Below are 25,302 nucleotides of genomic sequence, written 5' to 3'. Positions count from 1 at the left end.
TTGTCCTATCCATAATGAATCCTGCCGTCCTCGGAGCAGCCAGGTGTTCGGCTAAATTCCGACGACGAGTGCACCGCCGCTGAGACCCGCACCCGCTGCCGCCAGCAGGATTTTCTCGCCCGGTCGAAATGGGTCCGTCCGATGGGCCAGCGAGAGCGACAGTGGGATCGTCGCGGCGGAAGAGTTGCCGTAATCGGCGATCGTCTTGACGATCGCTTGATCTGCTATGCCGAGGTTCCTGCCGACCGCATCGAAAATGCGGGCATTGGCCTGATGCGGCACGAACCGATCAATGTCCTGCGGCCGCATTCGGGCCGCGGCCAGCGCGCTTATGGAGCAATCGGTCATCATCTCGACAGCCTTGGCAAACACTTCGCGGCCGTCGGTCATTGTCATGCGGGTTTGCCCGATGTCGAGGTCGCCGCGGAACGGGATGTTGCTTCCTCCCGCCGGGATCTGGATCAGCCCGTAGCGTGAGCCGTCGGAATCCACCGAGGCGCCAAGAATGCCGCGATCCGCGTCATCGCAGGGACCGACCACCAGGGCGCCAGCGGCATCGGCAAACAAGACCGAGCTCGCGCGCTCGGCTGGATTGATGCGGCGGCTGAGGATGTTGGCGGCGATGACCAGCGCTGGTTTGCCGTGCAGGCGAGTGAACCCATCCGCAAACATCAGCGCATAGATGAAGCCGGCGCAGGCGCCGGTTAGATCGACCGCGCCTGCGCGGCCAAGGCCGAGCTTGTGCGCGACCAAGGGTGCACTGGGCGGCAGAAGGTGGTCGGGCGTCGAGGTGGCAAGCAACAGCAGACCGATGTCGCTGCGGTCAATACCGGCATTCGCCAGCGCCATGTCGCCCGCATGCGTGGCCAGGCCCGACAGCGTGTCCTCGTCCGTGGCCCAGAAGCGCGACCGTATCCCGGTACGCCTTTCTATCCAGCCGGGTTCGAGTCCTAGGCGGTCTTCGATTTCCGGGTTCTCCACCTTGCGCGACGGCGCATGATGGCCAAACCCGAGAATGCGCGACGATGCGCTCATGGTTTCGCGCCGAAGCGTTCGCCGGCCTCCTCGATCGCGTCGTAGAGCCCGTCCAACTCGCCGTCGGTGATGCAATAGGGCGGGAGAAGATAGAGGACATTGCCGAGCGGACGAACAAGCAGGCCGCGCTCGAGGAAGAACGCGCGCAGCTTCGGACCAATCTCGGCGAGGTAACCTGCGGAACCGGTTCGGAGGTCGAGCGCTGCGATCGTTCCCGTGGTTCGGCAGTCGGCAAAATATGGATTGTCCCGAAAGCGTTGCAGCCCGGTGGCCTGCATCGCGCTCAACGTCGCGATCCGCTCGGCCACCGGCTCGTCCTGCCAGATCTCGACATTGGCAAGTGCTGCCGCGCAGGCGATCGGATTGGCGGTGTAGGAGCTCGAATGAAAGAAGGTCTTCTTCCGGTCTTCGGAATAATGGGCCTGGAAGATGGCATCGGTGGCGAGCGTGGCCGCCAGCGGGATGGCGCCGCCGGTCAGGCCCTTCGAGGTGCACAGGATGTCTGGAGAGATGTTCGCCTGCTCGCAGGCGAACATGGTTCCAGTGCGCCCCCAGCCGGTCATCACCTCGTCGGCGATCAGCAGCGTGCCGGAGGTTTCTGCGATCTTCTTCAATTCGGCCAGAACCCAGGCCGGATACATCAGCATGCCGCCGGCGCCCAGCACGAGCGGTTCGACGATCAGGGCGGCGGCGCGCCGGTCGCGGGCAACTGCCTCGAACCGATCCAGCGTCTCTTGTTCGCGTCCGGCGGCCGGGAAGGGGATGGTGTCGACCTCGAACAGCAGGGGCTCGTAAGCGGCATTGAACACGCCGCGGGCACCGACGCTCATCGTGCCGATAGTGTCGCCATGATAGCTGTGCTCCATGACGGCAATGCGCGAACGCGGCGCGCCGATGTTGCGGAAATAGCCGAGCGCCATCTTCAGCGCGACTTCGACGGCGGTCGAGCCACTGTCGGAATAGAACACCCAGTCGAGTCCGGCGGGAGCGAGGCCGACAAGTGCCTTGGCCAGGCGTTCGGCCGGCTCATGAGTGAAGCCGGCGAAGATGATCTGGTCGAGGCTCGACGCGGTCGTCTCGATAGCCTTCATGATGCGGGGGTTGCGGTGGCCATGCGTGACGACCCACCAGGAAGAGATGGCGTCCAGGATACGCGTGCCGTCAGCCTTATGGAGATAGGCGCCTTCCGTCAGGACGATTTCTGGAATCGCCGGCTCGAGCGCGTGCTGGGTGAAGGGATGCCAGACTGGTGACCGCGACATCATTCCCCCCCGCAATCGAGGCGAAGGCGAAGCCGGCGATCATTGCCGCTCTCAACGTTTTGTCGGTCAGCGGATCGATATGCGGCAGCCTGCCGAGCTGTGGCACGCCGCCCATTTCCACGATTGTCCGTTGCGTGTCGGCCATCTCATCGCCGATGAAAGCGATTCCTGCCAGCGGGATGGAGCGGGCGCGCAGGGCCTCGATCGACAGCAGCGTGTGGTTGATGGTGCCGAGCGTGGTGCGGGCGCACAAAATGACCGGCAGCCGCCACTCAGCGAAGATGTCGATGAACCTTGTGCGCCGGTTAAGCGGCACCATCAGCCCACCCGCGCCCTCGATGACGAGCGGCGTCGGCAGGACGGGAAAAGTAAGATCGGCAGCCTTGATCGCGACGCCGTCGATCTCGGCCGAACGATGCGGCGACAGCGGGCTCTTCAAGCGGTAGGCTTCCGGCAGCACGCGCTCCGAGGGCAAGCCGGCAAGCCGCGCGACCACCTCGCTGTCGGTCTCGCCGTCGAGGCCCGATTGCACCGGCTTCCAGTAGAAACCGTCGATCAGGCCGGCCAGCCCAGCCGCAAACACGGTCTTGCCAATTCCGGTGTCGGTTCCGGTGATGACGATGCGCATGATCATGCCGAGGCCAACACCTCGACGAGCGCCTCGACCATCGCCGAAATGTCGTCTTCGTCGACGTTGAGCGTCAGCGAGATGCGCAGGCGCGATGTGCCCTCGGGCACGGTCGGCGGACGAATGCCGCGGATGTCGAAGCCGCGCGCCTGCAATGCCGCCGCCACCACCATGGTACGCCCAACGTCGCCGATGACAAAGGGCTGGATCTGCGAGCCGCTGGGCGTCACGCCGCAGCGCTCGGCCAATTGACGGCCGGCGAAAGCGACACGCTCATGCAACTGAACACGGCGCATCGGCTCGTCGGACAGCATGGCGAGCGCTTCGCGTGCCGCGACCGCCATCAGCGGCGATGGCGCGGTGGCGTAGATGAAGGGCCGGCAACGGTTGACGAGATAGTCGCACAGCGTTCGCGGCCCAGTGACGAGCGCGCCGGACGCGCCGAGCGCCTTGCCGCATGTGTGGAGCGCGACGATGTTGTCGCGGCCCTCGAACGCGGCGGCCAGCCCCCGGCCGTCCGGTCCCCAGACACCAGTGGCATGCGCCTCGTCGACGACTAGGAATGCCTCGTGCCGGTCGGCAAGCGCGATCAGGCTCTCCATCGGCGCACGGTCGCCATCCATGCTGTAGAGGCTTTCGGTTCCGATCCAGATGCGCCCCACGCCGCCTTCGGCACGCCAGCGCGTGATCGCATCCTCGACAGCGTTGGCGTCGTTGTGCGAGGCCAGCTCGAACTGGGCGCGGCCGGCCTGCGCGCCTTCATGCATGCTGGCGTGCGCGAGTTCGTCGAGGACCAGCAGGTCGCCCTTCTGCGGCAGGGCGGTCAGCAGAGCAAAGTTGGCGATGTAGCCGCTGCCGAAGAACAGCGCGCGGTCGGCGCCGAAGAACGTCGCTGCGTCCGCCTCCAGTTGCTCATGCTCCGGCGCATTGCCGCGCAACAGCCGCGACCCGGTGGCGCCGACCGGCGTGCCCCGTGCAATCGCCGCCGCAACCGCGTCGCCAAGTCTTTTAGAGGGGGCAAGCCCGAGATAGTCGTTCGACGAGAAGTCGAGCCCGGCGCGCGGCGACAGCGTCCGCAACCGGTCCTTGCGCGCCAGCCCCTGCAAGGTCGCCTCGTACCGGGCAAGCGGTGTCCCGTTCATTGGGTGTCGAGTTCCATCGGCTCGATGCCAAGGCGGCGGAACAGGAGACTATCCTTGTCCTCCCCAGGATTGTTCGCCGTCAGCAGCGTGTCGCCGACGAAGATCGAATTGGCACCGGCGAAAAAGCACAGTGCCTGCATCTCGTCGGTCATGGCGGTGCGGCCGGCGGAAAGACGGACATGCGATTTCGGCATCATGATGCGCGCCAGCGCGATTACGCGCACGAATTCGATCGGCTCGATCGGCCTGGCTTCGGCAAGCGGGGTGCCGGCGATCGGGATCAGCATGTTGATCGGAACGCTTTGCGGATGCTCCGGCAGATTGGCCAGCGTCACCAGCATGTCGATCCGGTCCACCGGTTCTTCGCCCATGCCAACAATGCCGCCACAGCAGACCTTGATGCCGGATTGGCGAACCAGCTCGAGCGTGTCGAGCCGGTCACCAAAGCTCCGCGTGCTGATGACCTCGCTATAGTAGCGTTCCGACGTGTCGATGTTGTGGTTGTAGTAGTCGAGACCAGCCTGTTTCAGTCGAGCGGCCTGCTCAAGGTCGAGCATGCCAAGCGTCATGCAGGTCTCCATGCCGAGTGCCTTGACGCCTTCGACCATCGCCACCACCGCGTCCATGTCGTGTGCCTTCGGGTTTCGCCAGGCAGCGCCCATGCAATAGCGCGTGGCGCCCGCGTCACGCGCCTTGGTCGCCTCCGCGATGACGCGGTCGACCTCCATCAGCTTCGACGCCTTCAGGCCGGTCTCGTGATGCGCCGACTGGCTGCAATAGCCGCAATCCTCCGGGCAGCCGCCTGTCTTGATGCTGAGGAGCCGGCTGAGCTGGACCTTGTTGGGATCGAAATTCTGGCGGTGAACGGTTTGGGCAAGGAAAAGCAGATTGTTGAAAGGTGCATCGTGAAGGGCGCGAGCCTTCTCCAGGGTCCACATCGCGCCATCATCGCATTGCGCCCGCGGCATCCTCTTAGTCGCATTGGTGTCGTGCATGTCCGTCCCGCTCTCAGTTCTTGCCTTGCCGCATCTTCGTCGTCCGAATTCAGGCCGGTTGATATGTATCGATCCTGACCGTTTGCTTGTGGGTTATCAGGGCGCTCGATAATCCAGTCCGATATCGAGAATTGGCGCGCTATGGGTCAGCCAGCCGATGGAGATAAGATCGATACCAGTGGCCGCGATGGCTGGCGCTGTTAAGGCGGTAATCCGGCCCGATGCTTCGGTGATCGCCCGGCCTGCAACCATGGCCACTGCTTTGCGCAATTCGTCGACCGACATGTTGTCGAGCAGGACGGCGTCGGGGGCCAGAGCAAGCACCTCTTCCAGTTGGGCTAGTGTGTCGACCTCGACTTCGATCTTGACGAGATGGCCGACGCTGCTTCGCGCGCGCTCCAGCGCGGGGCGAATTCCGCCGGCGATGGCGATGTGGTTGTCCTTGATCAGGATGGCGTCATCGAGGCCGAAACGGTGATTGGAGCCGCCACCGGCGCGCACGGCGTATTTTTCGACAGCCCGCAACCCGGGTGTCGTCTTGCGGGTGCAGACGATCTTGGCTTTGTGCCCGCGGATCGCATTGACGATCGATGCCGTCGCTGTCGCGATGCCGCTCAAGTGACAGAGAAAATTCAGCGCTGTCCGTTCCGCTGTGAGTATGGCCCGGGCAGGACCGCTCACCGTTGCAATGATCTCTCCTTGTGAGACTTCGCTGCCGTCTGCTCGCTCCACGGTCATCTCGACATTCTGGTCGATCAGGCTGAAAGCGAGCATCGCCAGATCGAGTCCGGCGACGATGCCTTGCTGCCGTGCCGCAAGCACGGTCTTTGCGTGGCTTTCGCTTGGTACGATGGCATCCGAGGTTACATCACCGGCCCTGCCGAGGTCTTCGAGAAGGGCTGCCCGTACCAGAGGCTCGAGCATGATTGCGGGAAGTGGCGCGAGCTTCATCAGGTGACGCCTTCCAGCACTGGCAATTGTGCGAGTTCCCGCGCTTCTGCGAAGGCGGCTTCGAGGGTGATTTCGGAACGGCGCGCGACGGTTGCATGATGCGGAAAGTCGGTCCGGAAATGAGCACCGCGGCTTTCCCGGCGGCGCAAGGCGGCAATTGTGATCATCAGCCCGACCGCCGCCGGATCCGATGACGCGTCCTTGCTTTGGGCGAGCGGCAGCAAGGCGTGTGCGGCTGCCTTCAAGCCTTCACCATCCCGCACGATGCCGAGAGCGCGCGACAGGAAAGGACGCACGGGTAGCGGATCGGGCGATGGATAATTACCCGCAAACGCGGGCTTGGTCCTGCGAGCGGGGGTTCCGGCCACGCTTTCAGCCACCCAGCGCGCGCAAACGACGGCCTCGGTCAAGGAATTGCTGGCGAGCCTGTTGGCGCCATGCAGTCCAGTCGAGGCGACCTCGCCGCAGGCCCAGAGCCCCTTGACGGAGGTATGGCCGGAGCCGTCAACGGCGACCCCACCCATGTGGTAGTGCTGGGCCGGACGAATGGGAATGAGATCGCGCACGGGATTGAGGCCAATTCCACGACAGGCTGATGCTATCGTCGGGAACTGTCGCGCGAATGCCGGGCCAGGCTGTTGCCGCGCGTCGAGAAAAACACGGTGGCCGCTCGCAAGATGGTTCCACACGGCGCGCGCCAAGACATCGCGGGGCGCAAGTTCCGCCCCTGGCACACCCTGTAGAAAGGGCTGGCCGGTTTCATCGATCAGGGCTGCACCTTCGCCGCGAACAGCCTCGCTGATCAGCGTCATGGGACGCTCCGGTCCGTCAAGCGCGGTCGGATGGAACTGGATGAACTCCAGATCGGAAAAGACAGCTCCCGCGCGAGCCGCAAGCGCCAGGCCCTGTCCACAACTGCCCGAAGGATTGGTGGTGTCGAGAAACAATCCACCGATCCCACCGGTGGCGAGCACCACCCGCCGCGAGCCGAAAAAGACCTGTCCTATCGAACAGCTCGCCCAGACGCCTCGGATCGCATTCTCTCGCACCGCCAGCCGGCGCGCTTCCACGCCCTCCACGACAACAATCGACGGAGTGGAACGCACGGTCGCGATCAGGGCACGCATGATCTCACGCCCGGTACCGTCGCCATGCGCGTGAACGATGCGACGTCGGCTGTGCGCGGCCTCCAATCCAAGGCGCAGCGACCCTTTGAACGTACGGTCGAAGGGGACTCCAAAGCCGGCAAGCCCCTCGATCGCACTGGGCGCGTCCTGGAGGATGCGGCCTGCCATATCCTTGTCGCAGAGCTCGTCCCCGGCCGCAATCGTGTCGGAAAGATGCAGCGCCGGATCATCGTCCTCACCGAGGCTCGCGGCCAGACCGCCCTGAGCCCAGGTGCTCGATGTGTCAGCTCCGAGTAGCGTCCTGGACAGAAGAAGCACCGGCTCAGGGGCCAGATGAAGCGCAGTCATCAGCCCGGCGATGCCGCCGCCGATGATAATGGGCCGTCCGAAGAAGCTGCGGATATCGGTGCTCAAATTGCCAGCATCCGTTCGACCGCAAGCCGTGCGCGCCCCGCGATCCCGGGCTCGATGGTGACTGCATGGTGGTTCTGCTCGAGCGCTGTACGGATATTGGCGAGCGTTATCCGCTTCATGTGCGGGCACAAATTGCAGGGACGGATGAACTCGATCTCGGGATGTGCGAGCGCGACATTGTCGCTCATCGAGCACTCCGTCATCAGCACGACGCGGGGCGGCTTTTGCCGTTCGACATAGTCGCACATGGCGGCGGTCGAGCCGGAAAAATCGGCCTCAGTCACCACCTCAGGCGGGCATTCGGGATGCGCCAGCACCGTCACGCCCGGATGGTCCTCGCGCAACTGGCGGATATCGGCTGGCGTGAAGCGCTCATGCACCTCGCAGTGGCCCTTCCAGGCGATGATCTCAACGTCGCTCTGGGCGGCGATGTTCTTCGCCAGGTACTCGTCCGGCAGCATGATCACCCGAGGAACACCCAGGGATTCCACGACCGCTTTCGCATTGCCAGAGGTACAGCAGATATCGGACTCGGCCTTCACCTCGACCGATGTGTTGACATAGGTGACGACCGGCACGCCTGGATAGCGCTGCCGCAACTGGCGCACGTCCTCGGCGGTAATGGAGTCCGCCAGGGAACAGCCTGCGCGCAGGTCGGGGATGAGTACGGTCTTTTGCGGGTTGAGCAGCTTCGCGGTCTCGGCCATGAAATGCACGCCGGCGAGCACTATAACGTCGGCGTCGGCTGACATCGCCTTGCGCGCAAGCGCCAGGCTGTCGCCGACGATGTCGGCGACACAGTGGAAGATCTCCGGCGTCTGGTAGTTGTGCGCCAGGATGACGGCGTTGCGCTCCCGCTTCAGCGCCAGAATTGCCTCGATGTCGTCTAGAAAGGTGAACCATTCGATCGGGGGGACGACGCGCCGAACGCGGTCGTACAGGGTCGCACCCGAAGGCAGGATGGCGCTCATCGAGCCTCCAGTTATAGTCCAAAAGAATATAAGGCCTATATATTCTTTGTGACTATAAGGGATGTCAAGCCCTCGTAAGCGGCAATTTTGTCCCGGCCACCGGCCTCTCATCGAGAATGTCGTGGCGGAAGCGGTAGAGCTGCGCTGGCCGGCCCCCAGTTTCGGTGGTCGTCTCCCCGGTTTTCTCAACCAGCTCCTGCTGCTCTATGAGCCGTCGAAAGTTCGGCTTGTTGATGAGCCTGCCGGAGAGTGCCTCCACGGTTCGCTGCAGCCGCAAGAGTGTAAAGAGCGGCGGCATCAGTTCGAACACGACGGGCCGGTATTTGATCTTGGAGCGCAACCGCGCAATAGCCGTTGCCAGGATGCGGCGATGATCGGCGATCATGGATTTACTGGGCACCAGCAGACGCGGGGGCGCGTCCCGTCCGATTCCGGCCTCTTGGACCAGGCCTGCTTCGTAGACCAACTCATAGCGTTGAAGCGTAAGTTCCTCGTTCCAACGGCGCTCGTCGAAGCCGAAGGCAATCGCCGCCCGCAGCCGGCGTTCGCGTCGCGTGGCGGCGTCGCTGGCGCCATCCGCCCATTCAATCAGGCACGGTCGCAAAACATCCAGCACCACCGCCGGCGTGCCGGAGCGGTGATCCTCCCACGGAAAATATTCATACCAACTTTGCCAGCCGCACTTGGGCGAGCCCGTTGCCTGTTCCTTGCGGGTCAGTGCGAGATAGCTGATGGAGATGACGCGCTGCTGGCGCCCGGCCCCGATGCGGTCCCGATCGGCGAAGGTGTATAGTTGCTCGATGTACCCCAGCGGGTGCCCGGTCTGCTGCTCGACCCATCCCCTCAACCCGGATTGCGGCGATCGGTGCTCAAGCGCAAATGGTCCGGAGGGCAGCGTGTCCGCCTGCCCGATGGTAAGTACACAGGGTTCACCGTCGTTTACGGCGACGACAACGGCGATCAGGTCCACTTTGACGTCCTCAGCCTTGACGGCGGCTCTGTCTTTCCTGGTTCCTGTTGCCTGATGGTCCATGTTCGCGAAAGTGATTAGCCCAGTCTCGGGGCGCCTGAATCGATTTAGTGTAAGCGTGGCTGCCTGTACGTCAACACACGCACAGCTGCATGCCCGTTTTTTAGCTCTTCGCACTTGCACAAAACTGTGCCAAACGCGACACCCGCCGCGGGTAACGCAAGGGAAGGAGGCATGAGGTGTGCGCAGCTGGTGATACAAAGGCGATTACACCGCCAGCGCCAATGAATACATTCGGCGGCTATCGTGTGCAGGGGCGGGGAGACAATGCGGAGCGGATCAGGCGCGACGCCGGCCCGGTCATGGAGACCGGCGCTTTTTCGGTGGTGCTGGAAACAGTGCCCGAGCAACTTGCGCAGGCCATCACTGCGCAGATCGCCATCCCAACAATCGGCATTGGCGCCTGGCTAGCCTGCGACGGCCCGATAGTCGACGACGGCATGGGCATGTTCACCCGCTTTCGGCCGAAATTCGTCAAGCGCCATACCGAACCAGGCTCAGAGGGCGAGGCGGCGATCGCCGCTTACGCAGCCGATGTGCGGGACCGGCGCTTTCCGGCGGCCGAACATGTCTACGCCACCGCCTCGAGGGCCGGAGACGTCGCATGAGCGTGCCGATCGTTCGAACCGTTACCGAGCTTCGCACCGTTGTTGCAGGATGGCGCCGCTCGGGCGCAACTGTCGCGGTGGTACCGACCATGGGGGCCTTGCATGAAGGACATCTGAGCCTCGTGCGTGCAGCGCTTCAGAAGGCGGATCGGGTCATCGAAACGCTGTTCGTCAACCCCAAGCAGTTCAACAGTGCCGCCGACCTTGCCGCCTATCCCCGGACGGAAAACCAAGATGCGGCAAACTCGGGCCGTTGGGCGCACACCTGCTTTATGTGCCGGATGGCGAGGCGATGTACCCTGCGGGCTTCGCTACGACTGTTTCGGTGGCCGCAATCGGCGAGGGCCTGTGCGGCGCATTTCGGCCGGGCCATTTCGATGGCGTGGCGACCGTCGTTGCCAAGCTCTTCTTGCAAACCGGCGCTGATTTCGCCTTTTTCGGCGAAAAGGATTTCCAGCAGCTTCAGCTTGTCAGGCGCATGGTCCGAGACCTGGATATTCCAATCACCATTACCCCCTGTCCGACTGTCCGCGAAGCCGATGGTCTCGCTCTATCGTCGCGCAATGCCCGGCTCTCGCCTGCGGAGCGCGCCGTTGCCCCAAGGCTCGCATCGATCCTGCTCGAGGCGGCCGATCGGTTTGCGCGTGGCTCTTGCGTCCTGCCAACCCTTGCCGAAGCGCGCGCAGCAATCTTGTCGGCAGGCTATCGCGAGGTCGAATACCTGGAGCTTCGCGGCGAAGCCGATCTGCAACCGATGACAAACGTTGACCGACCGGCGCGCTTGCTTGTCGCGGCGTGGCTCGGCGACACACGGCTCATCGACAACATCAGAACATCACCGGTTGGTTCAACAAATTAACGAGGTTGTCGGCGTTGCGGCACGCTCCGCAAGCAGAGGTAGGAAAGCAATGGCGGCGATGAAGGCGACAACATCCCACGAGCGCTATCGGAGCGCGACCGCTTAAACCCGGGTCCTGCCTGGCATCCAGCGACAGTCACGGAGGTTACGCAAAACGCACATGCATCGCGTGTTTGAGAACTTCGTCGAGCAACTCTCCGCAAGCGTCGACGCCGCCGATCTCAGTGAGACAATGGCGTCCGCCGCCGCCGGCTTCGACTTTCCGCTCTTCGCCTATTTTACTTACCCGTCGGTCCCCGGCGACGCGCCGCGCCTGATCTCAAACTATCCGTCATCCTGGACATCACGTTATCTGCAACAGCGGTACCACAGTCTTGATCCGGTCATCCTGCGTGGGCTGCAAGGCTGGGATACTTTTGATTGGGGCCTGGATCGTGCTCGGAAAAGTCTGCCGGCGTCACAGCAACAAATTCTGGAGAGTGCAGCTCAGTTCGGCATCCGTAGCGGACTGACGATGTCGATGCACGATCATCGTGGCCGGTTTGCTGCGCTGACCTTTGCTTCCGGTGAGTCCCATCCGCCGCTTTTGCGGTCCCTGACACGTTATGAAAAAGCATTGCAGCTGGTGGCGGTCAACTTTCACGTCCATGTCCGGCGCAGGCTCGGCGGCGATCGTGTGGTGGATGGTGTAACGCTCACTCCGCGAGAGTTCGAATGCCTGAAATGGACGGCGCGCGGCAAGTCGGCCTGGGACGTCAGCCAGATCCTCGGCGTCTCGAAGCGCACGGTGACCTTCCATCTGGAAAACGCCAAGGCAAAACTTGGCGTGCGAACGGTCAACCAGGCCGTCGCACGGCTGGCTGCGTCCGGTCAGGCGAGATCGTGATCCTTCCGCCAAGATAGCTGTAAACGTCTACAGGCTGAATCACCGTCAGCTTTAGCCTTCGATGGCGGGAACACATCCCGCACGGAGGCGACCATGCTGCAGCTGATAACACCCGACCTTTACGGCGAGTTCGCAAGCGAGCTCAAAGAGATGCACGGGCTCAGATATCGGGTGTTCAAGGAAAGGCTCGATTGGGAAGTTCAGACCGAGGACGAAATAGAAACCGACGCATTTGACGGCTTCAAGCCTGTCTATCTGCTGCTCAAGGGATCCGATTGGCGAATTCGCGGTTGCGTGCGTCTTTTGCCCAGCACCGGACCCACAATGTTGCGCGACACGTTCCCGGTGCTGCTGGGTGGTGACGTTGTCCCCTCGACCGCCGAGATATGGGAAAGCAGTCGTTTCGCGCTCGATCTCCCGCCGTCAACGCCCAAGGCAGCGGGCGGGCTGGCCCAGGCAACCTACGAGCTCTTCGCCGGCATGATCGAGTTCGGCTTGGCCAACGATCTCACCCGGATAGTAACGGTGACCGATACGCGCATGGAACGGATCCTTCGCCTCGCAACGTGGCCATTGTCGCGCATCGGACAGCCGATGCCCGTCGGCAAAACGGAGGCGGTGGCCGGGCTTCTCGAGATTTCCCACGCGAGCCTTTTGCGCATCCGCGGCAGGGGACGTTTGCGCGGACCTGTACTGTGGAAACCGGTTCTAGCCCCGTCGGCATAGCGCTATTGTGGACACCTGAGCCGTGACGGATGCTGGTCTTCCCAAGGATGCGACGGTCGGTCGTGTAGACTGGCCGGACTGGCGTCGTCACGAAGCTTACCACTACGTCAGACGATTGCCGCGCACTGCCTGGGCCTGGGAATTTCTTCGGCGCAATCCGCAATTCCAGCGCGACCACGCCAGGATTGCACCGCCCGCCTGCATTGTCAGAAAACGCGCCGATACGAGGATAATCGAGCTGACGACAGGATCATCTTTCCTCAGGCAATGGAGCCTCCTTTTTCGCCGACGCGCCACAATCGGACGCCATGTCGGCAACGGTCCTTTGGGATCCGCGCGACTGCGCCCATGTTCTACGAGCGGCCGCGGAGCCGGGTGGGCTCGACCACGATTTTGAACCGCTTGATCTGTCTTCCCTCTCGTGCGGCAAGGACATCCTGGCGACACCTGACGGCGTGCAGCACGTGCTGCTGAGGGAGGACTGTCGGAGTCTGCAGATCGCCGTTTCCGGTGCCTCCGTTCTGCGCCCGTTGCGGCTATATGTCGACGCAATCGTGCCGCCGCGGCGCCTCAAGTTCCATGTCGCTGCCCTTCAGTTCCTAAATGACATCAATGATTGCGGCCGCCTGGCAGCTGCTTGCCTTCCGCCGGAACCTCGCGGAGGGCGTCTGCGTATCGTGCTCCAGGCCTTGGATGGTTCGCTTGCCGGCGCATCTCATCAGGAAATCGCCATTGCCCTGTTCGGGAGACGGCGTGTCGAAGAAGATTGGTCTCATCCAGGCAACCATCTTCGCGACCAGGTGCGTCGCGCCATCCAACGTGGCCGCTACCTGATGGGCGGCGGCTACAGACAGTTCCTGGTGTAATTGGGGTGACAGCTTGTCATTGGCGTATTCGAAAACGCGCCGGGATTTGACTGCGTTTGGTATGACGGGGTCATTGTGCGTTGCACAAAACATGACGCGCGGTTAGTCCTTCCGCGGCGGGAATCGGGTTTGGGGACGAAGCACTGAGAACCAATGCTTCGTTGAGAGTGCATTCAGTGCGGCGGTATTGTGCAAAGCGGTCGCCGGACGCGCTCTGTGGCTACGCCACCGAACCCCGCTTATCTCGGTTCCGGCAAAGTTCATACCCACGAACACATGCCATCACGGGCTAAGGTGTGGATTCGCAAAGAGCGGCCAAGCGCTGCGAAAATACTGCCCGTGCCGGCTCGCTACCGCGTCGGACCTCCCAAGATATCCCAGCGAGGTCGGGATCTCGGCATTCCCTTTCTGAGCCTCTGGTCCATAGGCCGCAATCGATAGAGTTGGAATATCCATTCCGCTTGTGATGACTAGCTCCGATCTAAGTGCTCAGCCTCCAACCCGATCAGGAGCTGTCAAACGCGACTTCGTTTATCCAAAGGGTGGATGGCAGGTATGCCTATAATCGATTTTACCAATATTACAGGCTCCTACTAAAGATCCTGAATGAAAACGGGCCGGGTGGGTATCCGTCCTCGGGATTACTGCGTTGGGCTGAAGCTGCCGGAAGAATGCGGAGACAAACATGTGCGGGATTGTTGGCATCGTTGGGCAACAGCCGGTGTCGGACCGGTTGGTCGACGCGTTGAAGCGTCTGGAATATCGCGGCTATGATTCGGCCGGCGTTGCGACGATCGCCGAGGGCGCCTTGCACCGCCGGCGCGCCGAGGGCAAGCTCGTCAATCTGGAGACGAGACTGAAGGACGAGCCGCTGGGCGGCAACATCGGAATCGGCCACACGCGTTGGGCAACCCATGGAGCATCAACCGAACGCAATGCGCACCCGCACTTTACCGATGGTGTCGCCGTCGTCCATAACGGCATCATCGAGAATTTCACCGAGCTGAAGGACGAATTGACGGCGGCGGGAGCCGAGTTCCAGACCGACACCGACACCGAGGTCGTCGCGCATCTCTTGGCACGACACCGCCGGGAGGGCATGAGGCGGCGAGAAGCAATGGCTGCCATGCTGAAACGCGTCAGGGGTGCCTACGCGCTTGCCATCATCTTTGAGGATGATCCGTCGACCATCATGGCAGCGCGCAACGGACCACCGCTGGCGATCGGTCATGGCGACGGCGAGATGTTCCTGGGCTCCGACGCGATTGCGCTTGCTCCCTTCACCAATGAAATTACCTATCTCATCGACGGTGACTGGGCCGTTATCGGCAAGACGGGCGCCCATATCTTCGATTTCGACGGTCAGCCTGTCGAGCGTCCGCGCCAGACCTCCACGGCCGCGGCCGCTCTGGCCGACAAGGGCAACCATCGCCACTTCATGGAGAAGGAAATTTACGAGCAGCCCGAGGTCATCTCCCATGCGCTCGGCCACCATATCAACATCATAGAGAATCGCGCCGACATGGTTTCTGGCATCGATTTCGCCAGGATCCCGAGCTTGGCGATCTCTGCCTGCGGCACCGCCTATCTCGCCGGACTGGTCGGAAAATACTGGTTCGAGCGCTATGCGCGCCTGACGGTCGAAATCGACGTTGCGTCCGAATTCCGTTACCGCGAGATCCCGTTGTCGCCGCAGTCGGCGGCTCTTTTCATTTCGCAGTCTGGTGAAACCGCCGATACGCTCGCATCGCTGAGGTACTGCAAGGACCTTGGGCTGAAAGTTGGCGCCATCGTCAATACCTGCGAATCGACCATCGCTCGGGAGGCCGATGCGGTCTTCCCGATCCTTGCCGGACCGGAGATCGGCGTCGCTTCCACCAAGGCTTTCACCTGCCAGCTTGCCGTTCTTGCGGCACTCGCCATCGGCGCCGCCAGGGCCCGCCGAACCGTAACCGAAGACGAGGCGCAGGCGCTTGTCAGCAGCCTCACCGAAGTCCCACGCGTCATGGGCCAGGTACTCGACAGCATCCAGCCGGAAATCGAGCTCCTGTCGCGCGAATTGTCAAAGTGTCGTCACGTCCTGTATCTCGGCCGTGGCACCAGTTTCCCGCTGGCGATGGAAGGTGCGCTGAAGCTCAAGGAGATTTCCTACATCCACGCCGAGGGCTATGCGGCAGGTGAATTGAAGCACGGTCCAATCGCACTGATAGACGAGAACATGCCAGTGATCGTCATCGCGCCGCATGATCGCTTTTTCGACAAGACCGCCTCCAACATGCAGGAAGTGGCTGCCCGTGGAGGGCGGATTATCCTCATCACCGATGAAAAAGGGGCCGCCGCATCGAAACTCGACACCATGCACACGATCGTGCTGCCGGTCGTCGACGAGATTATCGCGCCAATGATCTTCTCGCTGCCGATACAGCTTCTTGCCTACCATACGGCGCTCTTCATGGGCACAGATGTCGACCAGCCGCGCAATCTCGCAAAATCGGTCACCGTCGAATGATTGTGACGCTTTTGCAGGTGGCGATGCTGTTCCTTCCGAAAGCGCCAACACCTTAACGTGCCTTTTAATGATGGGGCCGAATCCTGTTTAGACTGCCGGCGTCGAATCGGAACGATGGCCGGCATGGTCGGAGTTCGCAGCAGGTCATCGCCCGAAAGCGGATTGAACCATAGGAGGACCAAGCCAATTCTTACTCAAACCTACCCTAGTGATTTCGCGCCATCCGATACTCTGGGGGGACGTATTTCGTTCGCTCGCGAGGTCACTAAACTTACAATGGCGCAGGCCGCACGCCGGCTTGGTGTCCAGACGGCATGCTGGAAAGCATGGGAATGCGACCGCGCCGCGCCGCAATCCAATCGCCTTGCGATGATGGCGGGCATCTTGGCCGTGAGTCCCTCATGGCTATTGTCGGGAATAGGCGCCGGTCCACTGGAGCTGGTTGCGAACGATCGTGCCGCCCTGCTGCAGGAGCTGCAAATCGCCTCTGCTGATGCTGTAGCTTCGCAAAAACGTGTGCAACAAATCGTTGCGTTACTGGGGTCGGCTCCGGTAGCCGGAGACCCGCTCTAAGCGTGATGCAAGCGGTTGGATCATAAAGACGGGGGGTTCTGGAGCCCAAAAGTGTGGGGACTCCTGGACGGGCAGCAAGCCGACCGATTCGCAAAAGGCGCGGGCGGCGGAGGGAGTTGGTCGAAGCTATCGGCGTCCGCGAGGCTGGGTAGACGGTGCCGCGACTGCAGGCGGCGGCAGGTGAGTTCGAGTTGCTGCTCAAGAAAGCCATCGGCGAGAATGAGTCGCGTGGGATCGCAGGACGAATGCGGTACAATCGATCCGACAATCTCAGGGCTGGCCGCTTGTTGGAACTTGATCAGTAGCAGGTGAGCCGCCATATCCCGACCCGGCTGGCAATTTCGAGTGGCCCATTCCATGGATGAGGCCAGTCCGGCCGAATCGACGTCCATTTTTTTGATTTGCTGGATGCGCCAGCTCGGGGGGAAATCTCCCGATTTGTCAGGCGCTCCTTCTCTTCTTGGAGGTGTCTATGAAGGATTCGCGCATTCCCGAGCCAGTCTTGGCGGCTATGTCAGGCGGAACCCACATCATCCGCGCTTATCGAGAGCATCTTGGATATTCAATCGAGGACCTCGCTGTGGCGTGCGGGCTTTCCGCCGAGGAAATCCAAAACATCGAGTCGGGTCTGAAGGTACAACAAGGGCTATCGGGATCGGATAGCGAGATCGCTGTCCATGCCTGTGGGAATTCTTGAGGCAGAGTCGGACATATCCGACGCCGCGTGATCGGTAGGATAATCTGCAAATGAGTGGAAGGTCCGCTACCTTGTGATGTGTCGTTTGCGACTGATAGTCGACGCTTGATTCCGTTGGACGCGAATGCCCTCTGGCGCAGTACCGCCAAGAGAATTCTCGTCCACTGTCCGGGTCAGGGATCGCACACGGGCTCGCCGAACAGGAAGTTGGAACAGGCGATATTGCCGCCCGGAGGGCTGCGACACGAGCACGATAGCATCGGCTCGCGACGAAGGATTGCTAACGGTGAACTCATGCTGGTCGGCAAGGCGATACTGGCTGCAGCATCAAATTGGCCGACGAGAGCGGCCCATCACGTTGGGCAGGATCGGCCGACATGGCTGGCTTCGCGCACCGCTCTCACAAACAACACATCGGGCACCCAGACGCTCCGGGTTGACTATGGGTGTCTGAACCGCGAAAAGGGGCCGCTCTTCGTGAGTGGCGTGCGCCGGCAGTCTAACCCCAAGCCCCCCGCCCAGGCTGCCGGCGCGCTTCTTGGAACGTCGAGGCGGGCGACAACGAACGCCTCCCCGAAACGCGTCGATGAGATCCCGAGCGGCCAACCAGCATTCGACCTTCGCTTGCGCCTCTGCCCCTGACGCCCGAGGCATTGCGCTTCCTCCAGCGTGGTCGATCGTCACGCCCTCGAGTTCGGCGGCACGATCGCACGACAGCGGCCGCGGCAGGCTCCATTTGCATGAGGGGCTCATGCCTTCAAATACCTGATGCATGTGCGCCTTGCGCAACCTCCGTGCCAGGCGCAGACCTCGCTCTACAGGATTGCGCATCGATGCAAGGCCTACGCTTTGATCGCCATCATCGCGGCCATTGCGTTGCCGCGATCGCCGAAGCCGATTACGACAATCATGCCGGCGGGCCGGCAGCGATGCCGCATGCAAAATCCACAAATGATTGTAGCCAAACGCTAGCTGCCCGGCATATGTCCGGCCTTTCGCAAGGCCCCTAGGAACAGACTGGCATGGCCGGTGGCATCGATCTTGGCCTGCATCGACAGGGGCATGCTGTGCCAGTTCTCCAAGGGCGCAATGAAATGTGAGAAAGTACCGTTGACCATGCAATGGTGGGTAACGAGGCCCGGTCTGTCCAACGCCAGCACGCCGGTCAGCTCACCCTGATATCGGATCGCTGCGACCCGCTGGACCTCCGCGTCACCGTCGACCCGCACGTCGAAAAGCAGGCTGCCGCGGCTCCTGGTGGCTATCTCCGCGGCTTTTTCAGCGAAGCTCAGGGAGAGCGAGCGGACGCTTTCGACCGCCATCCGGAAAACCATCAAATCCAGTTCATTCATAAGGTAACTGCGCGCAACACTGGGGTGATTGCAATCGACGAACACGGCTTTTTCACAGATGTCGGTCACGACCGATCATTTAGGGTTTGCCGGTCGGCCATTGACCGAAGACGTGCTCCGTTCGAACCGATCCTTAAGCGCAATGCGCGGGATCTACGCAACCCGAAGAGCCGGCCAACCAAGTTGCCGCGACAATTGATGTCGTGATCATTCCAGACATCTGCGTTTCGGCGTATCCCATCTGGTAAGTCCGTTCTTTGCGGCAACGCCCATTCTCGGGCCGTCTTGTACATGAAACCTCGTGGTGGCGTCCTCGAAACGCGGGGTCGCCGGGCCCTTGATCGAAGCGTCGCGAACTTTGTTTTCCGAAGATTCGGTCCTCCTTCAGAGCCTGTTCGGCTCGCCTTTGAACATCCACTGAAGCGTGCTGTTTCGCTCGTCCGTGTTTATTGCAGGGGCATCGCCTAGGGCCCTTTGTCGCGTCAGCACATCAAACTCGTCCCCCTATTCACTTCACAAGATGGATTTCCTGAAGTACGGGGAGCGCAGAGAAATCTCCGGTCGCAGCCTACCCGGTTAAAACAAGGACCCAATGATGAAGACTCTCGTCGTCTGCTCCGGCGGATTGGACTCCGTTACTCTTGCTCACAAGGTGGCAGCCCAGTACGAGCTCGCCGGCCTCCTGTCTTTCGATTACGGCCAACGGCACCGGAAGGAATTGGGCTTTGCCGCCCTTTGCGCTGAGCGTCTGAACGTCCCTCATCGCATCATCGACATCCGCGAAATCGGTCGCGGCCTTTCCGGCTCCGCGCTGACAGACAGTGTGGATGTGCCGGACGGGCACTACGCCGAAGACACGATGAAGGCGACGGTGGTGCCGAACCGGAACGCCATCATGTTGGCCACCGCCTTCGGGCTTGCCGCCGCGCACAAGGTCGAAGCGGTGGCGACTGCCGTGCATGGTGGGGATCATTTCATTTATCCCGACTGCCGTCCGGCCTTCATCGACTCTTTCCAGATGATGCAAGACCGTGCGCTCGACGGCTACGCGAAGATTCGCGTCTATGCGCCCTATGTGAATCTCACGAAGGCGGACATTGTGAGGGATGGTGCAACATACGGAACGCCATTTGCGCAGACCTGGTCCTGCTACAAGGGCGCCGAGCGTCACTGCGGCAGGTGCGGCACCTGCGTCGAGCGGCGCGAGGCATTTCATCTTTCTGGGCACCCGGACCCCACCGACTACGAGGACTCCGACTTCTGGCTCGATGCGCTGCGAAGGAGGACCGCGTAATGTTCCGCATCACCAAGGAATTCCACTTCTCGGCCTCGCATCAGCTCACCTCGTTGCCGCCCGATCACCAATGCGCGCGCCTGCACGGGCACAACTACATCGTCGAAGTGGAGCTTTCGGCGAAGGAACTGAACGACGACGGCTTCGTGCGCGACTATCACGATCTGGCGCCATTCAAACGCTATATCGACGAGGGCTTCGACCACCGACATCTCAACGACGTGCTGGGACATGAGCAAGTCACCGCGGAATGCCTTGCGAGACATTTTTATCTATGGTGCAAGGCACGCCTGCCCGAAACTTCGGCCGTGCGGGTGAGCGAAACGCCGAAAACCTGGGCGGAATACCGGCCATGACCGATACGCATGCCGCAATCCGCGTGAGCGAGATTTTCGGGCCGACGATCCAGGGCGAGGGCGTGCTCATCGGTTTGCCGACGGTCTTCATCAGAACCGGCGGGTGTGACTATCGCTGTTCCTGGTGCGACAGTCTCCATGCGGTGGACAATCAATTCCGCAACGAATGGGAGATGATGCCAATCAATGCGGTATGGCAAACCGTCGTGACCCTTTCCGGCGGTCGGCCAGTGATGGTGTCGCTGTCAGGCGGCAATCCGGCCATTCAGCCGTTTCGTGCGCTCATCGAGCGAGGCCATCGTGAAGGTTACCGTTTTGCGCTGGAGACCCAAGGCTCGGTGGCCAGGGACTGGTTTGCCGACCTTGACGTGCTGGTCCTCAGCCCAAAGCCGCCTTCGAGCGAAATGAGGACCGATTGGGCCGCTCTCGAGGCGTGCGTCGATGCAGCGCAGGAGAAGCCTCAAATCGTGCTCAAGCTCGTTGTTTTTGACGAGAGCGACTACGTCTACGCGAAAGGCGCCGCGGAGCGATTTCCGCGCCTTCCGGTCTACCTGCAACCGGGCAATCACACACCGCCCGGTCCTGGCAACGAAGACGCGTCTGTCGATATGGACGGAATAATGAAACGCATGGAGTGGCTGGTTGAAAAGGTAACCGGCGACAGGTGGTTCGATGCCCGCGTGCTGCCGCAGCTGCACGTTCTGCTGTGGGGCAACAAGAGGGCCGTCTAGCCTGCGTCTTTCGTTGCACTGGAACTGCGTCTGCGGATCTTCGCTTGGGTGTCGACCCGTTGTTTCTTTGTGAAATCCGCAGCCGGCGTCGAGCTCCCAACCAGGCGCCGTTGATCCGGGCGGTGCGGAGGCAGCACAGCGATCGCGCCAGGAGCGCAACTTAAGGCCTATGTCGCAACGCGGCCGGTCGACTCCCGCCATTTTGTAGAGCGCCAGACGATACGGGATCGCTGTGGCAATCGCTTGGCCGCCGCCAGGCTGCGTGTAACGCCCCGGAGCGACTCTCCCATCTCCCACACTGGGCCCTTCTCTCGATAAGAGGCACGCGCCAGTGGCGTTTGCAGAAATCCGCACAAGCACGGCGTGAAGTCTGGCGCGCCGCCGCTATTTGGCACGGCGCTTGCGGCGGCATTGGTGCAGCGTTCGACCGGAGCGTCGCGATGGCAGAAGCCTGGGAAGGGAGGAAGAGCCCGGCCCCTATCCGGTTGGGAGAGAAATGATGTTAGCTCCACCAATCCGCAGCGCGAGTCCCGCGCCTCGCAAGGCCTTCTATGCCAAGCCCTACGTGCAGGTGCTTGCCGCCATCGTCCTCGGCGTCGCCCTCGGCCATTTCTATCCGGAACTCGGCGAGAGCGTGAAACCGCTGGGGGATGCCTTCATCAAGCTCGTCAAGATGATCATCGCGCCTGTCATCTTCCTGACAATTGTGACCGGCATCGCCGGCATGAACGACCTTCAGAAGGTCGGCCGAGTTGCCAGCAAGGCGATGGTCTATTTCCTCGCCTTCTCGACGCTCGCACTTATCGTCGGCCTTGTCGTCGCCAATGTCGTTCAGCCGGGCGCCGGCCTCAACATCGATCCGGCTTCGCTCGATGCCTCGAGTGTCAACACCTATGCCGCCAAGGCCCACGAGCAGTCGGTCACCGGCTTCCTGATGAACATCATTCCGTCAACCATCGTCGGTGCCTTCGCGCAAGGCGACATCCTGCAGGTCCTGTTCTTCTCGGTTCTGTTCGGCATTGCGCTGGCGCTGGTCGCAGAGACGGGCAAGCCAGTCGTTTGCTTTCTCCAGGCGGTTATCGCCCCCGTTTTCAAGCTCGCGGCCGGCCACCTCGCGCGAGCGCCGCTCAGCCATTTGGGGGAGCGCGTCAAGCCGGCCTAGAGGAATTGCCGGCTGACATCGGCTCCGAGAGAGCCCCGCGACTTCTCATACTCCGGGAAGTGTCGGACAAGCGATCAAAAGCGATGACCGGCTTTATGCACCGTTGCTGCCCTGCTGTTCACTGTTGATTGGAGACCGCCCCATGTTCAAGCCAACCGCCGGCCTTGTCATCATCATCGTCCTTTTGGCCCTCGCCCTGCTCTTCTCCGCGCTGGGGGCGCTACATCATCCTGGCATCGTAGACACCCTGCAGCAGCTCGAAGACCGACGCCAACTCGCGGCGGAACTGAAGATCCTGATCGCGGCGCGGCGCGACGCACTCCTCAATGACCCCGCTGCGCCAACCGCTGGAAATCCGGAAGGCGACGTCGCTCTGGTCATCTTCTTTGACTACAACTGCCGGCATTGCCGGGAGGCAGCCCTCAATATCCAGCAAGCCATGAAGGACGATCGGAATCTGAAGCTTGTGTTCAAAGAGTTTCCGATCCTGGGACCCACCTCCAAATTCGCCGCGGTGGCGGCGCTCGCCTCCCAAAAACAGGGAAAATACGAGGCGTTCAACCGCGCCCTCATGGGCTTCCACGGCGTTGTCAACGAAAGGACCACCTTGACCATCGCAGAACATGTGGGCCTCGACGTTGAGCAGCTCGAGCGGGACATGGAAGACCCGGCCATCGCAGATGCTATTGCGCGCAATCGTGCGCTCGCCGGCGATCTGTACATAACCGGCACGCCGGCGTTGGTGGTCGGCGACGAAGTGATCCTTGGAGTGGTCGATGTTGACACGCTGCAACGCTCTATCGCCAATGCGCGATCAAAGCCGAAGGTTTGAGACAGTGCTTGAAATCTCCAATATCGGCATGTTGACGGCACTGGCGGCCGGCGCAATCTCGTTCCCCTCGCCATGCGTCCTGCTTCTCGCGCCCGGCTATATATGTTGCATGGTCGGCAACCCCGGAGTCGACCGACCATATCGTGCTGTCGGCAGCCGGCTTTCCATATTGCTTTTCGGCATCTTGTTCGCTCCAGCGTTTCGACCCTATTCGTGACGCTGGGGACGGCGTGCTGATGGCCGGCCGCGACGACATGTTCGACGTCGTTGTCGTCGGAGCCGGGCCGGTCGGTCTTTCGTTCGCCGCATCGCTTGCCCATAGCGAACTCAAGGTGGCGGTTGTTGAACAGCAGTCGCTGGAAAGGCTGGCAAATCCGGCTTTCGATGGTCGCGAGATCGCGCTGACCAACGCCTCGATCAGAATCTTTCGCGAGCTCGGCGTCTGGGATGCCATCCCCGATTCGGACAAATCACCACTTCGAGGCGCGCGTGTGCTCAACGGATCGAGCCCTTTCGCCTTGCGCTTCGATCCTCCCGGCGGATCCGGGGACACGCTCGGAGTTCTGGTCCCAAATTTTCGAATCCGCGATTCCCTGTTCAAGATCATCCGCTCGCAGGATCATGCCCAGCTGCTTTGCGGCCATTCGGTCGTCGATGCAACAAACTGCCACAAAGGAGCAGTCATGACGCTCTCCGATGGCAGGCAATTGAGCACTCGGCTTCTCGTTGCAGCGGATTCGCGTTTTTCCGCCACGCGCGACCTGCTCGGCGTGGGCGCCGACATCAATCGGCTTGGCAAATCGATGCTGATTTGCAGGGTGAAGCACGAGCGCGTCCATCACCAGATCGCAGTCGAATGGTTCGATCATCACCAGACGATAGCGATGTTGCCACTCACGGAAGGCGTGTCGTCGCTGCTTGTCACCTTGCGCGCCAAGGAAGCCGACAGACTGCTTGCCCTCGACGACGATTTGTTCCTGTTGGAATTGACAAACCGATGTCGAGGACGCCTTGGAAAGATGAGCTTGGCAAGCACCCGCCATATCTATCCCCTGGTCACGACATGGGCGCACGCGTTCTGGGCCCCCAGCGTCGCACTCATCGGCGACGCAGCCATTGGCATGCACCCGGTGACCGCGCATGGCTTCAACATCGGCCTCAGCGGCCAGAAGCAACTCGCCCATAAAATCCTGACAGCTTGTCGCGACCGTCGCGACATTGCCGATCCTGAGATGCTTCACAAATACGACAGCTGGCTGCGCCTGTCGGCGGCGCCGCTCTATCATGCTACGAATATCCTCGTCGGCCTCTACTCAGGCGAGCACCCGGCGGCACGGCTTGCAAGACATGTGGGGCTTCGCTTTGCCCAATATCTTCCTTTTGTCCGCCATGGCATTTCGGCTATGCTTAAGCGGTGAACTCACACAGGCACGGCGCGGGCAAGACCTCGATAATCAGTCGGCAAATGCTGATCCGAGGCAGGCGTACCTGAAGTCATAATGACCGCACTGGTTATCAGTTTAGACCCGACGCGTGGATCACCTATGCGCTCGGGATTGAAGTTGCAAAGGTGAGCCGTTGGAACGCGGGCTTGGCACCTTCGGCGCAAACGCTTGATCCTATGGCGCAGTCTTTCAATCGCGTTCGGACTTCAGGAGCGCGGCGGCCAGCATCGCCGGACCGACGCCCCTGTCGCCATGGGCGACAAGCACTTCGCCGGCGTTGCGAATGTCACGCGGCTCTTTGGTCTGGCTCAGTTTGGCTTTGCCCACCAGACGAGTGATCTCGATCTCCAGTCCGACGATTGCCTTCACCAGGCTGTCAATGAAGTCTCTTGGGGCATCCCCCATCTTCCACGGGACAGGCTGGGTTGCCTCATGGCGATGAGTCAACTTCGCCACGTTGCGACGAACAAAACGCTCATCGTCGTGAACCGTGATGCGCCCGTAGGCATGCGCGACGAGGTAGTTCCAGGTCGGCACCTGCTTGTGGAACTCATGTTTGCTCGGATACCACTGCGGTGAGATGTAGGCGTCGGCCGCCCGGAACACGACGAGCACCTCATCGCCGGTCGAGACGTCCTGCCAGACCGGGTTGCTACGCGCGACGTGGCATCGAAGGCCACCGAGTTCTCCCGCCGACCTGTCGAGTTCGAAGGGGATGTGATTGGCGTCGAGCCCGCTCGCTGCGTGGGTGATCAGCACGCCGAGGGCGTTGTTCTCGATCAGATCGTAAAGAACCTCCCGGTCGGGCTCATCGAAATGAGGCGGCACGTACATGATTGTTCCTTTCGATG

The 25,302-nt window shown here is 61.6% G+C and carries 22 protein-coding genes and 3 pseudogenes; 14 read left to right on the top strand and 11 right to left on the bottom strand.

Annotation, left to right across the window (positions count from 1 at the left end):
* Positions 1-51: 51 nt before the first annotated feature.
* The 9 genes from bioZ to AC56QQ_RS30335 all read right to left on the bottom strand — a co-directional run bounded on the left by bioZ (position 52) and on the right by AC56QQ_RS30335 (position 9,558).
* Positions 52-1,035, bottom strand: coding sequence for a 3-oxopimeloyl-[acyl-carrier-protein] synthase BioZ (gene bioZ, locus AC56QQ_RS30375; protein WP_497124457.1), 984 nt, complete (start codon positions 1,033-1,035; stop codon positions 52-54).
* On the bottom strand, positions 1,032-2,297 hold the full coding sequence (locus AC56QQ_RS30370; RefSeq protein ID WP_497124456.1) for an adenosylmethionine--8-amino-7-oxononanoate transaminase: 1,266 nt from the start codon (positions 2,295-2,297) through the stop codon (positions 1,032-1,034). The genes bioZ and AC56QQ_RS30370 overlap by 4 nt, the downstream gene beginning before the upstream one ends.
* Positions 2,203-2,931, bottom strand: a complete 729-nt coding sequence (gene bioD, locus AC56QQ_RS30365; protein WP_497124454.1) for a dethiobiotin synthase — start codon at positions 2,929-2,931, stop codon at positions 2,203-2,205. The genes AC56QQ_RS30370 and bioD overlap by 95 nt, the downstream gene beginning before the upstream one ends.
* Entirely contained in the window at positions 2,928-4,067 is a 1,140-nt protein-coding gene (locus tag AC56QQ_RS30360; RefSeq protein WP_497124453.1) for an 8-amino-7-oxononanoate synthase, read from the bottom strand. Before AC56QQ_RS30360 ends, bioD begins: the two co-directional genes overlap by 4 nt.
* Positions 4,064-5,005, bottom strand: a complete 942-nt coding sequence (gene bioB / locus AC56QQ_RS30355; RefSeq protein ID WP_497124452.1) for a biotin synthase BioB — start codon at positions 5,003-5,005, stop codon at positions 4,064-4,066. The genes AC56QQ_RS30360 and bioB overlap by 4 nt, the downstream gene beginning before the upstream one ends.
* Positions 5,006-5,158: 153 nt before the next feature.
* Positions 5,159-6,013, bottom strand: a complete 855-nt coding sequence (nadC, locus tag AC56QQ_RS30350; protein ID WP_497124450.1) for a carboxylating nicotinate-nucleotide diphosphorylase — start codon at positions 6,011-6,013, stop codon at positions 5,159-5,161.
* Positions 6,013-7,554 carry an L-aspartate oxidase gene (locus AC56QQ_RS30345; RefSeq protein ID WP_497124449.1) on the bottom strand — a complete coding sequence of 514 codons (1,542 nt, stop codon included), beginning with the start codon at positions 7,552-7,554 and terminating at the stop codon, positions 6,013-6,015. Before AC56QQ_RS30345 ends, nadC begins: the two co-directional genes overlap by 1 nt.
* Positions 7,551-8,525 carry a quinolinate synthase NadA gene (gene nadA, locus AC56QQ_RS30340; RefSeq protein ID WP_497124448.1) on the bottom strand — a complete coding sequence of 325 codons (975 nt, stop codon included), beginning with the start codon at positions 8,523-8,525 and terminating at the stop codon, positions 7,551-7,553. The genes AC56QQ_RS30345 and nadA overlap by 4 nt, the downstream gene beginning before the upstream one ends.
* A 64-nt stretch (positions 8,526-8,589) precedes the next feature.
* Entirely contained in the window at positions 8,590-9,558 is a 969-nt protein-coding gene (locus AC56QQ_RS30335) for an NUDIX hydrolase (protein WP_497124447.1), read from the bottom strand.
* A 212-nt stretch (positions 9,559-9,770) separates the two neighbouring features.
* Here AC56QQ_RS30335 and AC56QQ_RS30330 point away from each other — a divergent pair.
* From AC56QQ_RS30330 to AC56QQ_RS30295, 8 genes and pseudogenes are all read left to right on the top strand, one after another.
* A pseudogene (locus AC56QQ_RS30330) lies at positions 9,771-10,163 on the top strand (3-methyl-2-oxobutanoate hydroxymethyltransferase); the annotation flags it as partial.
* Positions 10,160-11,022, top strand: a pseudogene (gene panC / locus AC56QQ_RS30325) (pantoate--beta-alanine ligase). The pseudogenes AC56QQ_RS30330 and panC, both read left to right, overlap by 4 nt.
* 160 nt (positions 11,023-11,182) lie before the next feature.
* Positions 11,183-11,908 (top strand): LuxR family transcriptional regulator, encoded by a 726-nt coding sequence (locus AC56QQ_RS30320; protein ID WP_497124446.1) that lies wholly within the window; start codon positions 11,183-11,185, stop codon positions 11,906-11,908.
* Positions 11,909-12,001: 93 nt separating this feature from the next.
* Complete coding sequence (locus tag AC56QQ_RS30315; protein ID WP_489859631.1) at positions 12,002-12,634, top strand: acyl-homoserine-lactone synthase; 633 nt, start codon at positions 12,002-12,004, stop codon at positions 12,632-12,634.
* 22 nt (positions 12,635-12,656) lie between these two features.
* Complete coding sequence (locus AC56QQ_RS30310; protein WP_497124445.1) at positions 12,657-13,031, top strand: transcriptional regulator domain-containing protein; 375 nt, start codon at positions 12,657-12,659, stop codon at positions 13,029-13,031.
* Positions 12,943-13,500, top strand: a complete 558-nt coding sequence (locus tag AC56QQ_RS30305) for a DUF2285 domain-containing protein (protein ID WP_497124443.1) — start codon at positions 12,943-12,945, stop codon at positions 13,498-13,500. Before AC56QQ_RS30310 ends, AC56QQ_RS30305 begins: the two co-directional genes overlap by 89 nt.
* A gap of 685 nt (positions 13,501-14,185) precedes the next feature.
* On the top strand, positions 14,186-16,009 hold the full coding sequence (gene glmS, locus AC56QQ_RS30300) for a glutamine--fructose-6-phosphate transaminase (isomerizing) (RefSeq protein WP_489859642.1): 1,824 nt from the start codon (positions 14,186-14,188) through the stop codon (positions 16,007-16,009).
* A 1,045-nt stretch (positions 16,010-17,054) separates the two neighbouring features.
* Positions 17,055-17,279 (top strand): helix-turn-helix domain-containing protein, encoded by a 225-nt coding sequence (locus tag AC56QQ_RS30295; protein WP_497124442.1) that lies wholly within the window; start codon positions 17,055-17,057, stop codon positions 17,277-17,279.
* Between the two features lie 968 nt (positions 17,280-18,247).
* Here AC56QQ_RS30295 and AC56QQ_RS30290 read toward each other — a convergent pair.
* Positions 18,248-18,631 carry a hypothetical protein gene (locus AC56QQ_RS30290; protein ID WP_497129175.1) on the bottom strand — a complete coding sequence of 128 codons (384 nt, stop codon included), beginning with the start codon at positions 18,629-18,631 and terminating at the stop codon, positions 18,248-18,250.
* 595 nt (positions 18,632-19,226) lie between these two features.
* Between AC56QQ_RS30290 and queC the strand changes: the two genes are divergently transcribed.
* The 6 genes and pseudogenes from queC (at position 19,227) to ubiM (ending at position 24,424) form a co-directional block, all read left to right on the top strand.
* Positions 19,227-19,925, top strand: a complete 699-nt coding sequence (gene queC / locus AC56QQ_RS30285) for a 7-cyano-7-deazaguanine synthase QueC (protein WP_497124441.1) — start codon at positions 19,227-19,229, stop codon at positions 19,923-19,925.
* Positions 19,925-20,281 (top strand): 6-carboxytetrahydropterin synthase QueD, encoded by a 357-nt coding sequence (gene queD, locus AC56QQ_RS30280; protein ID WP_489859644.1) that lies wholly within the window; start codon positions 19,925-19,927, stop codon positions 20,279-20,281. Before queC ends, queD begins: the two co-directional genes overlap by 1 nt.
* A complete protein-coding gene (queE, locus tag AC56QQ_RS30275; protein ID WP_489859645.1) occupies positions 20,278-21,012 on the top strand; it encodes a 7-carboxy-7-deazaguanine synthase QueE in 735 nt (244 codons plus the stop codon). Before queD ends, queE begins: the two co-directional genes overlap by 4 nt.
* 499 nt (positions 21,013-21,511) lie before the next feature.
* A pseudogene (locus AC56QQ_RS30270) lies at positions 21,512-22,153 on the top strand (cation:dicarboxylate symporter family transporter); the annotation flags it as partial.
* A gap of 163 nt (positions 22,154-22,316) precedes the next feature.
* Positions 22,317-23,006, top strand: a complete 690-nt coding sequence (locus tag AC56QQ_RS30265; protein WP_497124440.1) for a DsbA family protein — start codon at positions 22,317-22,319, stop codon at positions 23,004-23,006.
* A gap of 236 nt (positions 23,007-23,242) precedes the next feature.
* Complete coding sequence (gene ubiM / locus AC56QQ_RS30260) at positions 23,243-24,424, top strand: 5-demethoxyubiquinol-8 5-hydroxylase UbiM (RefSeq protein WP_497124439.1); 1,182 nt, start codon at positions 23,243-23,245, stop codon at positions 24,422-24,424.
* A 216-nt stretch (positions 24,425-24,640) separates the two neighbouring features.
* Here the strand turns inward: ubiM and AC56QQ_RS30255 are convergent, their stop codons facing one another.
* Positions 24,641-25,285, bottom strand: coding sequence for an FMN-binding negative transcriptional regulator (locus AC56QQ_RS30255; protein ID WP_489859648.1), 645 nt, complete (start codon positions 25,283-25,285; stop codon positions 24,641-24,643).
* Positions 25,286-25,302: the final 17 nt, after the last annotated feature.

Source organism: Mesorhizobium sp. RCAM 05099 (assembly GCF_059683685.1).
The sequence above is the reverse complement of the archived record's forward strand: the minus strand, read 5'-3'. Positions and strand labels throughout refer to the sequence as shown.

What these genes read in the sequence shown, in the direction of transcription:
- bioZ (WP_497124457.1), bottom strand. Translation starts at nt 1,035, where the DNA reads ATGAGCGCATCGTCGCGCATTCTCGGGTTTGGCCATCATGCGCCGTCG.
- AC56QQ_RS30370 (WP_497124456.1), bottom strand. Translation starts at nt 2,297, where the DNA reads ATGTCGCGGTCACCAGTCTGGCATCCCTTCACCCAGCACGCGCTCGAG.
- bioD (WP_497124454.1), bottom strand. Translation starts at nt 2,931, where the DNA reads ATGATCATGCGCATCGTCATCACCGGAACCGACACCGGAATTGGCAAG.
- AC56QQ_RS30360 (WP_497124453.1), bottom strand. Translation starts at nt 4,067, where the DNA reads ATGAACGGGACACCGCTTGCCCGGTACGAGGCGACCTTGCAGGGGCTG.
- bioB (WP_497124452.1), bottom strand. Translation starts at nt 5,005, where the DNA reads ATGTGGACCCTGGAGAAGGCTCGCGCCCTTCACGATGCACCTTTCAAC.
- nadC (WP_497124450.1), bottom strand. Translation starts at nt 6,013, where the DNA reads ATGAAGCTCGCGCCACTTCCCGCAATCATGCTCGAGCCTCTGGTACGG.
- nadA (WP_497124448.1), bottom strand. Translation starts at nt 8,525, where the DNA reads ATGAGCGCCATCCTGCCTTCGGGTGCGACCCTGTACGACCGCGTTCGG.
- AC56QQ_RS30335 (WP_497124447.1), bottom strand. Translation starts at nt 9,558, where the DNA reads ATGGACCATCAGGCAACAGGAACCAGGAAAGACAGAGCCGCCGTCAAG.
- AC56QQ_RS30320 (WP_497124446.1), top strand. Translation starts at nt 11,183, where the DNA reads ATGCATCGCGTGTTTGAGAACTTCGTCGAGCAACTCTCCGCAAGCGTC.
- AC56QQ_RS30315 (WP_489859631.1), top strand. Translation starts at nt 12,002, where the DNA reads ATGCTGCAGCTGATAACACCCGACCTTTACGGCGAGTTCGCAAGCGAG.
- AC56QQ_RS30305 (WP_497124443.1), top strand. Translation starts at nt 12,943, where the DNA reads ATGTCGGCAACGGTCCTTTGGGATCCGCGCGACTGCGCCCATGTTCTA.
- glmS (WP_489859642.1), top strand. Translation starts at nt 14,186, where the DNA reads ATGTGCGGGATTGTTGGCATCGTTGGGCAACAGCCGGTGTCGGACCGG.
- AC56QQ_RS30295 (WP_497124442.1), top strand. Translation starts at nt 17,055, where the DNA reads ATGAAGGATTCGCGCATTCCCGAGCCAGTCTTGGCGGCTATGTCAGGC.
- AC56QQ_RS30290 (WP_497129175.1), bottom strand. Translation starts at nt 18,631, where the DNA reads ATGAATGAACTGGATTTGATGGTTTTCCGGATGGCGGTCGAAAGCGTC.
- queC (WP_497124441.1), top strand. Translation starts at nt 19,227, where the DNA reads ATGAAGACTCTCGTCGTCTGCTCCGGCGGATTGGACTCCGTTACTCTT.
- queD (WP_489859644.1), top strand. Translation starts at nt 19,925, where the DNA reads ATGTTCCGCATCACCAAGGAATTCCACTTCTCGGCCTCGCATCAGCTC.
- queE (WP_489859645.1), top strand. Translation starts at nt 20,278, where the DNA reads ATGACCGATACGCATGCCGCAATCCGCGTGAGCGAGATTTTCGGGCCG.
- AC56QQ_RS30265 (WP_497124440.1), top strand. Translation starts at nt 22,317, where the DNA reads ATGTTCAAGCCAACCGCCGGCCTTGTCATCATCATCGTCCTTTTGGCC.
- ubiM (WP_497124439.1), top strand. Translation starts at nt 23,243, where the DNA reads ATGGCCGGCCGCGACGACATGTTCGACGTCGTTGTCGTCGGAGCCGGG.
- AC56QQ_RS30255 (WP_489859648.1), bottom strand. Translation starts at nt 25,285, where the DNA reads ATGTACGTGCCGCCTCATTTCGATGAGCCCGACCGGGAGGTTCTTTAC.